General features: G+C 75.5%; 10 protein-coding genes. 4 read left to right on the forward strand and 6 right to left on the reverse strand.

Features of this window, described 5'->3' with window-relative positions; genetic code table 11:
* Window positions 1-32 precede the first annotated feature (32 nt).
* The 5 genes from O7625_RS08030 to pdhA all read right to left on the reverse strand — a co-directional run bounded on the left by O7625_RS08030 (window position 33) and on the right by pdhA (window position 7,271).
* Window positions 33-2,798 (reverse strand): hypothetical protein, encoded by a 2,766-nt coding sequence (locus tag O7625_RS08030; RefSeq protein ID WP_282345261.1) that lies wholly within the window; start codon window positions 2,796-2,798, stop codon window positions 33-35.
* Between the two features lie 343 nt (window positions 2,799-3,141).
* Window positions 3,142-3,279, reverse strand: coding sequence for a hypothetical protein (locus O7625_RS08035; protein WP_172898419.1), 138 nt, complete (start codon window positions 3,277-3,279; stop codon window positions 3,142-3,144).
* A 220-nt stretch (window positions 3,280-3,499) separates the two neighbouring features.
* On the reverse strand, window positions 3,500-5,098 hold the full coding sequence (locus tag O7625_RS08040; protein ID WP_282346849.1) for a dihydrolipoamide acetyltransferase family protein: 1,599 nt from the start codon (window positions 5,096-5,098) through the stop codon (window positions 3,500-3,502).
* Between the two features lie 5 nt (window positions 5,099-5,103).
* On the reverse strand, window positions 5,104-6,093 hold the full coding sequence (locus tag O7625_RS08045; RefSeq protein ID WP_282269812.1) for an alpha-ketoacid dehydrogenase subunit beta: 990 nt from the start codon (window positions 6,091-6,093) through the stop codon (window positions 5,104-5,106).
* A complete protein-coding gene (gene pdhA, locus O7625_RS08050; protein ID WP_282345262.1) occupies window positions 6,093-7,271 on the reverse strand; it encodes a pyruvate dehydrogenase (acetyl-transferring) E1 component subunit alpha in 1,179 nt (392 codons plus the stop codon). Before pdhA ends, O7625_RS08045 begins: the two co-directional genes overlap by 1 nt.
* Window positions 7,272-7,839: 568 nt before the next feature.
* On the opposite strand from pdhA, the gene O7625_RS08055 reads away from it, so the two are divergent.
* Both O7625_RS08055 and O7625_RS08060 read left to right on the forward strand, forming a co-directional pair.
* A complete protein-coding gene (locus O7625_RS08055) occupies window positions 7,840-8,949 on the forward strand; it encodes a hypothetical protein (protein ID WP_282345263.1) in 1,110 nt (369 codons plus the stop codon).
* A 77-nt stretch (window positions 8,950-9,026) separates the two neighbouring features.
* Complete coding sequence (locus O7625_RS08060; protein ID WP_231932442.1) at window positions 9,027-9,578, forward strand: phosphatase PAP2 family protein; 552 nt, start codon at window positions 9,027-9,029, stop codon at window positions 9,576-9,578.
* Between the two features lie 79 nt (window positions 9,579-9,657).
* Here O7625_RS08060 and O7625_RS08065 read toward each other — a convergent pair whose 3' ends face one another.
* A complete protein-coding gene (locus tag O7625_RS08065; RefSeq protein WP_282345264.1) occupies window positions 9,658-10,344 on the reverse strand; it encodes an NUDIX domain-containing protein in 687 nt (228 codons plus the stop codon).
* 76 nt (window positions 10,345-10,420) lie between these two features.
* Here O7625_RS08065 and O7625_RS08070 point away from each other — a divergent pair, with 76 nt between their 5' ends.
* Together O7625_RS08070 and O7625_RS08075 are read left to right on the forward strand one after the other, a co-directional pair.
* On the forward strand, window positions 10,421-11,530 hold the full coding sequence (locus O7625_RS08070) for an SPFH domain-containing protein (RefSeq protein ID WP_282345265.1): 1,110 nt from the start codon (window positions 10,421-10,423) through the stop codon (window positions 11,528-11,530).
* Window positions 11,527-12,438: a hypothetical protein gene (locus tag O7625_RS08075; protein WP_282345266.1), complete on the forward strand. Its 912-nt coding sequence runs from the start codon at window positions 11,527-11,529 to the stop codon at window positions 12,436-12,438. Before O7625_RS08070 ends, O7625_RS08075 begins: the two co-directional genes overlap by 4 nt.
* Window positions 12,439-12,451 lie beyond the last annotated feature (13 nt).

The raw sequence follows: 12,451 nt of genomic DNA on the forward strand, positions 1-12,451 counted from the left end.
CGGTCGCGACCGTGCCCCGCCGTCGTACGTCGTTACTGCGCGGCGGCCGGCTTCAGGCAAAGCACCCGGTCGACGCCACCGCCCTGGAGCACCACGTGCGGCTGGGTCGGGTCGGTGCACTTCTCCTTGGCGTCCACCTTGGAGACGACCGTGAAGGCACCCGGTTCGCTGCAGCCCGCCGCGCTCGCACCGGTGCCGGACTGCTTGACGCAGGAGCCGACGGCCGGGTTGAACGGGGCCGGCTCGTCGTCCGCACCGATCTTGCCGAGCAGCATCAGCAGCCCCAGCGGAACGGCCAGGATCAGCACCGCCGCGATCAGCACCAGGGCGAGCACCCGACCGTTACGTACCTTCGGCGTGGGCTGCTCGGCCTTCTGCTCCGGCTCGGCCTCCGGCTTGAACGCGTCGAAACGCCCGTGCTCCGAGTCGGACTCGACCGGCCAACTGGCGGTGCCGGGCTGCTGCCCGGCCGGGCCGAACTGCTGCCCCGTGGACGGGAACTGCTGCCCGGCGGGCGGGAAGGGCGACGCGTACCCGCCGTGGGCCGGGTCGTGGGCCGGGTGGCCGTACCCCGGCACGGGCGCGGCACCCGCCGGTGCACCACTGGTCGGGCCGCCGCTGGTCGGGCGGCTGCCGAACGGTTCGGCAGGCTGGTCGGCCGGCCCATGCGGCCGGGTGCCGTTCATCGGCCGGTTGCTGCCGGCCGGGTCGGCGAAGGCCGGGATGCCGCCGCCGAACGCGGGCGGGGCGGACGAGGGCTTCTCACCACCGAAGCCGTGCGCCCGGTCCTGGTCGTCGAAGCGGGAGTCGTGGTCGGGACGCGGAGCGTCGCGCTCCTCGGCCTCGTCCGCCGGCTCCGGGCGGGTCGCCCGCCCGTACACCCGGGGCTGCGGGACCACCGGACCACCCGGACGTGCCCCCTGGTCGGACGGGGGCGCGACCCGGCTGGCCGTCGGCACCGAGGCGCTGGCGGAGGCCCGGCCGACGGCACCGGAATCCCCGCTGTCGGCAGCCGGCACCGGGGGACGGCCGGCACCCTCGGACTCGGGCGCGGTCCGCTGGGCGGGCAACACCGGCCCGGCCGTCGGCGCTGGCTGCTCGGTCGCGCCCCAGCCGGCCGCCTCACGGCCGGGTGGCTGCTGGTCGACCGGGCCGCCCTGCTGGGCCGGCGGGACGTAGTCGGCCGGCGGTGCGGCGGCCAGGCTGGCCCCGGGGACGCGCTGCTCCTGCGGCGGGAGCGGCACCGCGTTGGCCGGTGAGATGCCGGGGGCCGGCCCCGGCTGGTAGATCGGCTGGTCGTCGCCGCGACGTGGCTCCCAGCCGCCTTCGGCGGGCTGTGCGGCGGGCTCGACACGGCCCCACGCCTGCCCGGGTGCCCACGGCTCGGCGTCCGGCACGACCGGAAGCTCGACACCCGCCCGGTGTGGCGGCTGCGGGTCACCGGCGGCACCGGCCCAGGAGGGCGGACCGTCCGGTGCGGCGACCGACGTGGCGGACCGGGCGGGCAGCTCCGGTGGTGCCGGCCAGGCCGCCCCGGACTCGGGACGGTCCTCCCGGGAGGGTACGGCGGCCGCACCCCGCGAGCCGGCCTGTGGCGTCGGCCACTGCTGGCCCGGGGCCGGGTCGTCCTGACGCGGCTGGTCGTCGTGGGATGCCGCAGCCGGCCAGTTGTCGAGGGCCGGCTGCTCGCGGCGGCCCTCCCAGCGGGCCGTGGCGGGCTCGTCCGGTGCCCACTGTGGTGCCCGGTCGTTCGGCGACCCGTTCGGCCAGTCACCGGAGCGGCCGGCGTCGTCCGGGCCGGGCCGGTTGGCGGGCCAGCTGCCGGCCCGGGCCGGGGCTTCCCCGGTGGACCAGCCCTCGCCCGCCGGAGCGTCGGCCGCCGGCACCGGGGCGCCGCCGTGGCCGCCGGCCTCCGGCTGTGGCCAGGGCGTGGTCTGGTTCGGAGTCTCGGGCTGCGGCCAGGGCGCGGTCTGGTTCGGAGTCTCGGGCTGCGGCCAGGCCGCGGTCTGGTTCGGGGCCTCGGGCTGCGGCCAGGGCGCGGTCTGGTTGGCGGGCTCAGGCTGGGCCGGTACGGGGACCGAGGCCCGACCGGCGGGGCGGGGTGCCTCGTCGGGGTGGGACGCGGTGCCGGTCGCCCAGCCGCCGGAGTTCCCCGGTGCGTCCTGGGGGCCGCCGGGCCAGCCGTCCCGGGTCGGGGCGGCCCCGGCCCGCTCGTCGGCGGACCAGCCGTTGCCGCGGCCGGCGTCGGCCCGGTCGTCGGCCGGCCAGCCACCGGCGCGGGGCTCCTCCTGCGCGGGCGCGGGCGCGGTGCCCCAGCCGTTGGCGCCGGGGGTCGCGTCGTGCGGTGCGGAGCCCTGGGCGGGCCAGCCGGCGGGCGCGGCCGGAGCAGGGTCGGGCGGGGCGGACCAACCGCCACCGGACGGGTTGTCGGGCTGCGGCACCCGGGCGGCGCCACGGGCGCCGGGTTCGGGTTGCGCCCAGGCCGGTTGACCGGGCTGCCCGGCCCAGGCGGGTGCCGTGGCACCGGCCGGCGGAGTCCACGCCTCGGTCGGCTCGGACTGCCGGGGAGCCTGCGGGCCACCCCAGGCAGCCGGCTGGGCCGGTGGGGTCCAGGAGGGACCGGTCGGCTCGGCCCGACCGGTGGGGGGTGGCGGCGCCCAGCCGAGGTCGGGTGTGGCGGGGGTGCCGTACCCGGGGTCCTGCTGCGGCTGCCGGTCGCCGTACGACGCCGGTCCCCCGGAGCCCGGTGGCACCTCGTCCGGCTCCTGGCCGGGGCGATGCTGGCCCTCGGACGTCATGGGTGCGCCTCCTCCATCACATGTCGGCCGCCGATGCCGTCCGTCCGGTCGGCTGTGTCACCGGTGCCCGGCCGGCTCGGCCGTGTGGGCTCCCCGCACGGTATCCGGTTCGCGCGCGGGGCACCCAGGGAGCACCGACCGTCACTCCGCGTCGCCGGACGGTGTCGATCGGCGTCCATCCGGCGCGATCGGTGTCCAGGTCGGCGGGTGGCGACCGGAACCACCGTACCGGGCGTCGTGGCGAGGTGGAATCCCGGTCTCAACCGGTCGGGAACGCCGATGACCCGCCCGGGGTCCGGGCGGGTCATCGATCTGGAGGAGGGAGAGAAAAGCCGGTGCCGGGTCAGCTCATGTGACGCTGGGCAATCGCGATGATCTCGTCGCGGACCGCGGGCGAGTTGGCGGAGCGCAGCGCGTGCTCGATGGCACGGGCCCGGCGGGTGGCGTCACGACGGGTGCGGATTCGCTCGATCATGCTCATGGTGTCTCTCCTCCGAACTATTCGGTTGTCAGCCCCTGATGACTCCATTGAACACCGATCGGCCGTCGTTCGCCATCGATTATTAGGTGAGCTGAGACACCTGCCTAAGGATCGAAGGTTGAGAAGAGGTCTGGGTCACGTTTTCTTCCTTCAACGGCAACGGCCGGTGTGCCGGGCGTTCACCCCGGGCACACCGGCCGTCACCGGACGGTCACCGTCGTCAGGTCCAGGCGAGCAGCGCCGCCTCCGGGTCGGCGAGGAAGTCCCCGATGTCCCGGAGGAACCTCGAGCCCAGCTCGCCGTCGATGATCCGGTGGTCGAAGGAGAGCCCCAAAGTGGTCACCAGGCGTGGCTTGACCTTCCCCTTGTGCACCCACGGCAGTTCGCGGACCGCCCCGAAGGCCAGGATCGCCGCCTCGCCCGGGGGCAGGATGGGAGTGCCGGTGTCCACCCCGAAGACCCCGACGTTGGTGATCGTCAGGGTGCCGCCGGACATGTCCGCCGGGGAGGTCCTCCCCGCCTTCGCGGTCTGGACCAGCCCGGTCAGCGCGTCCGCCAGCTCGCGCAGCGTGAGCCGGCCGGCGTCCTTGACGTTCGGCACGATCAGGCCGCGCTCGGTGGCCGCCGCGATGCCCAGGTTGACGTACTCCTTGACGACGATCTCGTCGCCGGCCCACGTCGAGTTGACCATCGGGTGCCGGCGGACCGCCAGCAGCACCGCCTTGGCGACCAGCAGCAACGGCGAAACCCGCACGTCGCGCCACTCCCGACGGTCACGCAGCCGGTCCAGCGCCTTCATCGCCCGGGTCACGTCCACGGTCAGGAACTCCGTGACGTGCGGAGCGGTGAACGCCGAGCGGGCCATGTTCTCGGCGGTGAGTCGGCGTACCCCCTTGACCGGGATGCGCTGCTCGCGGTCCGCGCCGAAGCTCGCGCCCGAGGTGCCCGACAGCGTCCCCGCCCCGTTCCCCGCCGAAGCCGTGCCCCCCGCCACGACCATGCCACCGGCCACCGCGCCCCCGGACACGGTGCCCCCAGCCACGGTGCCGCCGGCCACCGCCCGCTGGATGTCCTCCCGGGTGATCGAACCGAGCGGACCAGAACCGACCAGCACCCCCAGATCGACCCCGAGGTCCTTCGCGAGCTTCCGCACCGGCGGCTTCGCCAGCACCGGCCCACCCGCGCTCCGTCGATCATGGACTCGTGGTGCCGAATTTGCGGTAACTGCGACAGTTTTGTCCCCCACCACAACTCCATGATCGGCTGGGGCTGGGGCTGGGGCTGGGGGTGGGGGTGGGGGTGAGAGGGAGGGGGAGGGGGAGGGGGAGGGGGTGGGTGGGGTGGGGGTGGGTGGGGTGGGGGGTTTGCGGGGGCGGCGTTTGGCGGGGGCGTTGCGGGGGCCGTAGCCGACCAGGACGGCGGTCCGGCCGCCCGGGGCGACGCCGCCGATCAGGCCCGGCTCGACCATGCCCTCGGCCGGGGCGACCTGGACCGCGGCCAGTGACGCGGCCGACGGGGTGGGCAGGTCCGACGTCGCGGTGGAGGTCGTCGACTCCGGCACCGGCCCGGCGCCGGGGTCGGTGTCGATCGCGATGATCGGGGTGCCGACCTCGACGGTGCTCCCTTCCGGGTGGAAGATCGACCGCACCTCACCGGCCCACTTCGCCGGGATCTCGACGGCCGCCTTGGCCGTCTCCACCTCGACGATCGGCTGGTTCAGCTCGATGACGTCGCCCACCTTGACCAGCCAGGCGAGGATCTCGCCCTCGGTCAGGCCCTCGCCCAGGTCGGGCAGGTTGAACTCCTTGATCCGGGACATCGCGCTCACCAGCCGAAGGTGCGGTCGACGGCGTCGAGCACCCGGTCGAGGTCGGGCAGGTACTCCTCCTCGACCCGGCTGGCCGGGTAGGGGGTGTCGAAACCGGTGACCCGCAGCACCGGGGACTCCAGGGAGTAGAAGCACTCCTCGGTGATCCGGGCCGCGATCTCCGAGCCCAGCCCCAGGTTGCCCGGGGCCTCGTGGACGACGACGCACCGGCCGGTGCGCCGTACCGACTCGTAGACGGCGGTCAGGTCCAGCGGAGAGAGGGTGCGCAGGTCGACGACCTCCAGCTCCCGGCCGTCCTCGGCGGCGGCGGTCGCCGCGTCCAGCGCGGTCCGCACCATCGGGCCGTACGCCAGCACTGTCGCGTCGGTGCCGGGCCGCACCACCCGGGCGGCGTGCAGCGGGTACGCCCCGGACAGCGGGGCGTCCAGCTCGACCGGACCCTTCTCCCAGTAGCGCCGCTTCGGCTCCAGGAAGACGATCGGGTCGTCCGAGGCGACAGCCTGCTGGATCATCACATAGGCGTCCTGCGGGTTGGCGCAGGTCACCACCTTCAGGCCGGCGGTGTGCGCGAAGTACGCCTCCGGCGACTCGGAGTGGTGCTCCACCGCGCCGATGCCGCCGCCGTAGGGGATCCGGATCACCATCGGGATGGTGACCTTGCCCTGCGAGCGGTAGTGCATCTTGGCCACCTGCGACACGATCTGGTCGTACGCCGGGTAGACGAAGCCGTCGAACTGGATCTCGCAGATCGGCCGGAAGCCCCGGATGGCCAGGCCGACGGCGGTGCCGATGATGCCGGACTCGGCCAGCGGGGTGTCGATCACCCGCTGGTCGCCGAAGTCCTTCTGGAGGCCGTCGGTGATCCGGAAGACGCCGCCGAGCTTGCCGACGTCCTCGCCCATGATGACGACCTTCGGGTCGTTCTCCAGCGCCCGGCGCAGGCCGGTGTTGAGGGCCTTGCCGAGGGTGAGCGTCTCCGTGGCCATCAGTGCGCGCTCCCCTCGAACGACTCCAGGTACCTGCTGAACTGCGCCCGCTGCGCGTCCACCTCGGGTGAGCCGTGCGGGTAGACGTGGTCGAACATCGACACCGGAGCCGGGTCGGGCAGGTCGAGCACCCGTTCGCGCAGGTGCACCGATTCGGCGCGGGCCTGCTCGTCGACCTCGGCGAAGAAGTCGGCGTCGGCGATCTGCTGCCTGTCGAGGAACGCCTTCATTCGGGCGATCGGGTCCTTGGCCTGCCAGGCCTCGACCTCGCTGGCGATCCGGTAACGGGTCGGGTCGTCGGAGGTGGTGTGCGCGCCCATCCGGTAGGTGAACGCCTCGATCAGGCTGGGGCCCTGGCCGAGCCGGGCGTTGTCCAGCGCGTGCCGGGTCACCGCGTACGACGCGAGCACGTCGTTGCCGTCCACCCGGACGCCGGGGAAGCCGAAGCCGCCGGCCCGCCGGTAGAGGGGCACCCGGGTCTGGCGCTCCAGCGGCTCGGAGATGGCGTACTGGTTGTTCTGGCAGAAGAAGACGAGGGGGGCGTTGAAGACGCTGGCCCAGACGAACGCCTCGTTGACGTCGCCCTGGCTGGTCGCGCCGTCGCCGAAGTAGGCGATCACCGCCTCGCCGTCCTCGGTGCCGGTGCGGCCGTCCATGTGGACGCCCATGGCGTACCCGGTCGCGTGCAGGGTCTGTGCCCCGATGACGATCGTGTACATGTTGAACTTGAACTCGTTCGGATCCCAGCCGCCCTGGTCGACGCCACGGAACAGGCCGAGCGGCATGATCGGGTCGATGCCCCGGCAGTAGAGGACGCCGTGCTCCCGGTAGGTCGGGAAGGCCATGTCCTGGCTGCGCAGCGCCCGCCCGGAACCGACCTGGGCCGCCTCCTGGCCGAGCAGCGAGGCCCACAGGCCCAGCTCGCCCTGCCGCTGCAGCGCGGTCGCCTCGGCGTCGAGCTTGCGGACCAGGACCAGGTCGCGGTAGAGGCCGCGGTACTCCTCGTCGGTGAAGTCGACGCGGTACTCGGTGCCGTCCGGACCGACGGCGCTCTCGATCCGCTCGCCGGTCGGGGTGAGCAGCTGTACGAGTTCCGGCTCGCCGGTCGCGGCGGCTCGCCGGGACCGGGGTGCGGCTCGCCGGCCGCGGCTGGAGACCGCAGGGTCGCCCTTTGCCATCCGTCTCTCCCTGTCGTGTCTGTGCCCGAGCCGGGGGGTCACCCGTCCGCGCACAACGTGCGCCGGCCCGGCTGTTGCCGGACTGGTTCCTGGCGGCCGTGCCTAGCCCCGGTGGGGGTTGCCGCACTGCCTGAGCCGGATCCAAGGGTCGAACCCGGTTCGGGAGCTCCGGCGACCAGCTACGCCTGCCACGGGGTACGCGGAGGTGCGGCTGCGTTGCCGTCGTGTCTGAATGATTGCAGAGGTGGTGAGCGGCCCCACAGTATGGTCCGCCGGCTGGTGGTGACATGTCCGCTTCACGACCCGTGGACCTTTTTGCCGTGGCGGGCGTCCGGCCTCGACGGACTTTTTGTGTGTCGACACGCGGTAGTGCCTGGTGAACTGGGCGTCACTGGGTCAAGCTGACCGGTACCGGTGGGTGTTTAGCGAATAATGTCCGTTCAGTTTCCGCTGCCCGCCGCCGATCGCGTCCAGGTCGACGAGGGGTGGTGCGGTGTCCGAGCATGGTGACGGTCCTCCGGTACCGCTCCTCGGTCGGCACCGGGCCGGCGGCGGTAGCTACCGACGGATGATCGGCGTCCACCGTGCTCCCGGCCCCGCCGGGCCGCACCGTGGCTACCTGTTCACCGTCGCCCTGCTCGCCGGGGCCGCCTCGATGCCCGTGCTCGCCGCGATCAGCAGCGGATCGGCCACCGTGGGCAGCACCGCCCTCCCCGGCGGCGGCACCCCGTTCCTGCCCACCCCCTCGGTCGGTCCGGTGGTCGTCCCGGCGCCCGCCACCGGCCAGCCGGCCCGGCCGCCGACGGCCCCGACCGGCGCACCGACCCCTCCCGCGCCGGCCACCACCCCGGCGCCGGCCACCGGCCCCGCCCACCATCCCGCTCCACCGCCCCGGGCACCCGTCGCCACGGCCCCGCCGATCCGCCGGACGTCCGCGCCCGACGGCCCGTCCCGCCCGGCACCCACCGCCGTGCCGAGCGTGGACCCGAGCCCGAGCGCCGTACCGACGACCACCTGCTCCGGGCCGCCGCCGGACCCGTCGCCGACCGCCGCGCCCTCCGGCGGCCCGACGCCCGAGCCGACACCCGACCCCGAGCCCACGGCGGCCCCCGAGCCGACGCCCGGCCCCACCCCGACGCCGGGGTCCACCGTGCCGGTCGACCCACGACCCACCGTCACCGTCACCCTGGTTCCCACCGCGCGCCCCCGGCCCTCCGTGACGGCGGTCCCGGCCCGCACCCCCCGCGCCCGGGACGGGGCACCTCCGGCGCCCCGGAGCGGACCGGCCCCGGCCCGCCCGTCGGCCCCGGCCGCCGGGCCGCCCGCCGCCCCGGCCCGCCCGTCGGCCCCGGCCGCCGGGCCGCCCGCCGCCCCGGCCCGCCCGTCGGCCCCGGCCGCCGGGCCGCCCGCCGCCCCGGCCCGCCCGTCGGCCCCGGCCGCCGGGCCGCCCGCCGCCCCGGCCCGCCCGTCGGCCCCGGCCGCCGGGCCGCCCGCCGCCCCGGCCCGCCCGTCGGCCCCGGCCGCCGGGCCGCCCGCCGCCCCGGCCCGCCTGTCGGCCCCGGCCGCCGGGCCGTCCGCCACCCCCGCCCCCGCGCCGCAGGCACCCGCCGTGCCCGCGTCGGCCGGTGACGACCGCGCGGCCCCGGAGGGTACGGCGACCGTCGACACCACGGGCTGAGCGCGCCACCGGTGTGGGGCGGACGCCGACACCCGTCCCGCCGGCCGACGGGCGCGGCGACCCGGGTGGCCCGGTGGGTGACCGAGGTGACCGCGCCGGCCGTGCTGGTCACCGGGCTGACCGTGCTGATCGGCTGGCACGGTGCGGGTGGGTTGCGGGGCCTGGGCTGGGGGCTGCTCGCCACGGTCTTCGCCGCCGGTGTCCCGTGCGCGTACATCCTGGGTGGGGTACGGCGGGGCCGGCTCACCGACCGGCACATCGGTCGGCGTGAGCAGCGCCGGGTGCCGCTGCTCCTCGGCCTCGCCTCGGCCGCCGCCGGGTTGGCCCTGCTGGTGCTGCTCGGTGCGCCGCGTGCGCTGCTCGCCCTGGTCACCGCCGGGGTGGTCGGCCTGGTGGTGGCGGTGTCGGTCAGCCACTGGTGGAAGATGTCGATCCATGCGGCGGTGGCCGCCGGCACGCTCGTGGTGCTGATGCTCACCTTCGGCCCCCGGCTGCTGCCCGCCGTGCCGCTGCTCGGCCTGGTCGGCTGGTCCCGGGTCCGGCTGCGCGACCACACCGTCGCGCAGGTGGTGGTGGGCGCGCTGGTGGGCGGCCTGGTGGCCGGGCTGGTCTTCGGCACCCTCTCCTGATGCCACGCCACGCCACCACGCCATGTGACGCCATGACGTCACCACGACGTCACGACGTCACGACGCCGCCACGACGGGCTCAGGGCTCAGGGCGGAGCATGGGCGGGTGCAGCCGGGTGGCCGGACCCCGGCGGAACAGCTGGGCCGGACGGCCCCGGTCACCCTCGGTGGCCCGGCCGACGGGGGTGACGAAGCCGGGGGTGCCGGTGACCTTACGGTGGAAGTTGCGCGGGTCCAGCCGGGTGCCCCAGACCGTCTCGTAGACCGCCCGCAGCTGGGCCACGGTGAACTCGGCCGGGCAGAAGGCGCTGGCCAGCGGGGTGTACTCCAGCTTCGCGCGGGCCCGCTCCAGGCCGTCGGCGACGATCCGGTCGTGGTCGAAGGCGAGCTGGCCGGGGGCGAGCCGGGTGACCGGCAGCCACTCGGCCGAGGCGGCGTCCGAGCCCGCCACCGGAGTGGGCAGGTCGGGGAGCAGGGCCAGCCAGGCCACGGTGACCACCCGGCCGCGGGGGTCGCGGTCGGGCCGGCCGTACGTGCCGAGCTGCTCCAGGTGGCCGGCCGGCTCGGGCAGCCCGGTCTCCTCGGTCAGCTCCCGGACGGCCGCGTCGGGCAGGTCCTCGTCGATGCCGACGAAGCCGCCCGGCAGCGCCCAGCGGCCCCGGTCCGGCGGGATGCCCCGGCGGACCAGCAGCAGGTGCAGCTCCTCGGCGCGCACGGTGAGCACCACCAGGTCCACCGTCACGGCGAAGGGCGGATACTCGCCCATCTCTTTATCACCACCTTGACGATAACCTAGCAGAAGGTTTATCGTCGTGAGGACGAAAAAGGGGAGGGTGCGAGACATGGCCGACGTGACGAGACGACTCTTCCTGCGCCACCTGCGCGGAACCCCGACCAACTGGGTGCGCCTGCACGTCGGTGGGCGGGTCCGGCGGGAGGGGACCGGCCAGTCCTTCTGGTACCGGCCGCTGACCGCCGTACTCAGCGAGGTGCCGGTGGACGACCGCGAGCTGCCGCTGCTGTTCCACGCCCGGACCGGCGACTTCGCCGACATCACCGTCCAGGCCACCGTGACCTACCGGATCGCCGACCCGGCCCTGGCCGCCGGCCGGCTCGACTTCTCGGTCGACCCGCGCACCGGCAGGCCCCGGTCCCGCCCCCTCGACCAGGTGGCCACGCTGCTCGCCGAGCTGGCCCAGCAACCCGCGCTCGACCTGCTCGCCCGGGTGCCGTTGGCCGAGGCGCTGACCACCGTCGCACCGGTCCGCGAGGCGGTCTCCGCCGCGCTCGACGCCGAGCCCCGGCTCACCGACATCGGCGTCGCCGTGGTCAGCGCCCGGGTGGTCGCCGTCCGGCCCGAACCCGAGCTGGAACGCGCCCTGCAGACCCCCACCCGGGAGGCGGTGCAGGTGCAGGCCGACCGGGCCACCTACGCCCGCCGGGCGCAGGCCGTCGAGCAGGAACGCGGCATCGCCGAGAACGAACTCCAGAACAAGATCGAGCTGGCCCGACGGGAGCAGCAGCTCGTCGAGCAGCACGGGGCGAACACCCGCCGCCGGGCCGAACTCGACGCCGCCGCCGAGCTGGCCACCGCCCAGGGCAAGGCGGAACGGGAACAGGTCGCCAACGTCGCCGCCGCCGACCGGACCCGGGTGCTCGCCACCGCCGAAGCGGAGAAGGAACGCCTGCTCGCCGGGGGCGCGGCCGACCGCGAGCGGGTGCTCGCCCTGGCCAAAGCCGAGACGGTACGCGCCGTCGGCGCCGCCGAGGCCGAGGCCGAGGCGGCGAAACTGGCCGCGTACGCCGAACTGCCGCCGTCGGTGCTGCAAGCCCTCACCGTCCGGGAACTCGCCGGTCAGCTCCCGCAGATCGGCCAGCTCACCGTCACCCCGGACCTGCTGGCCGACCTGCTCGGCCGGCTCACCGGGCCGGGCTCGACAGGTGACCGGTGAGCGGCAGCCTGGCCCCCCGGGTGGTGGTGGTCAGCCGCGCCAGCGAGCTGGACGAACTGCTCGCCCGGCACGGCACCCGGGCGGCGGCCCAGTGGTACCTGCGTGCCCGGGGGCGGGACCTGGCCGAGGTGATCGACCGGCACGAGGCCCTCCAGGCGGCGCTCACCGCCGTCGCGGCCGCCGTCCCCGCCGAATGGCGACGCGGCACGGTCGACCGGGACGACCTGCCCCGGTTCCTGTTCGGCCCGGAGGACGTGGTCGTCGCCGTCGGCCCGGACGGCCTGGTCGCCAACGTGGCGAAGTACCTCGGCGGGCAGCCCGTCGTCGGCGTCGACCCGGAGCCGGGCCGCAACGCCGGGGTGCTGGTCCGGTGCACCGGCGACCAGGTGGCGGCCCTGCTCCCGGCGGTGGTCGCCGGCACCGCGCCGCTGCGCCACCGGGTCATGGTCCGGGCCACCCTCGACGACGGGCAGGAGCTGGTCGGCCTCAACGAGGTGTACGTCGGGCACCCCTCCCACCAGTCGGCCCGCTACCTGCTCGACGTGGCCGGGGACGGCCGACCCCGCCGGGAACGGCAGTCCTCCTCCGGGGTGGTCGTCGGCACCGGCACCGGGGCCACCGGCTGGTGCGCCTCGATCGCCCGGGGCCGACCGACCGGCCCGGCGCTGCCCGCCCCGCAGGAGGCGGCCCTGTGCTGGTTCGTCCGGGAGGCGTGGCCCTCCCCGGTCACCGGCGCCGACCTGGTCGCCGGCCGCCTCGACGGCACCGGCGCGCTGGAGCTGACCGCCGAGTCCGACGGCCTGGTGGCCTTCGCCGACGGGCTGGAGGCCGACCGGCTGACGCTGCGCTGGGGCCAGCGGATCCGCCTCGACGTCGCCCCCGGCCGGCTGGCCCTGGTCGAACCCTGACCGGCGGCCGGCC

It is taken from the genome of Micromonospora sp. WMMD714 (assembly GCF_029581315.1).
GTDB lineage: Bacteria > Actinomycetota > Actinomycetes > Mycobacteriales > Micromonosporaceae > Micromonospora > Micromonospora rifamycinica.

What these genes read in the sequence shown, in the direction of transcription:
- O7625_RS08030 (WP_282345261.1), bottom strand. Translation starts at nt 2,798, where the DNA reads ATGACGTCCGAGGGCCAGCATCGCCCCGGCCAGGAGCCGGACGAGGTG.
- O7625_RS08070 (WP_282345265.1), top strand. Translation starts at nt 10,421, where the DNA reads ATGGCCGACGTGACGAGACGACTCTTCCTGCGCCACCTGCGCGGAACC.
- O7625_RS08040 (WP_282346849.1), bottom strand. Translation starts at nt 5,098, where the DNA reads ATGTCCCGGATCAAGGAGTTCAACCTGCCCGACCTGGGCGAGGGCCTG.
- pdhA (WP_282345262.1), bottom strand. Translation starts at nt 7,271, where the DNA reads ATGGCAAAGGGCGACCCTGCGGTCTCCAGCCGCGGCCGGCGAGCCGCA.
- O7625_RS08045 (WP_282269812.1), bottom strand. Translation starts at nt 6,093, where the DNA reads ATGGCCACGGAGACGCTCACCCTCGGCAAGGCCCTCAACACCGGCCTG.
- O7625_RS08065 (WP_282345264.1), bottom strand. Translation starts at nt 10,344, where the DNA reads ATGGGCGAGTATCCGCCCTTCGCCGTGACGGTGGACCTGGTGGTGCTC.
- O7625_RS08035 (WP_172898419.1), bottom strand. Translation starts at nt 3,279, where the DNA reads ATGAGCATGATCGAGCGAATCCGCACCCGTCGTGACGCCACCCGCCGG.
- O7625_RS08055 (WP_282345263.1), top strand. Translation starts at nt 7,840, where the DNA reads ATGATCGGCGTCCACCGTGCTCCCGGCCCCGCCGGGCCGCACCGTGGC.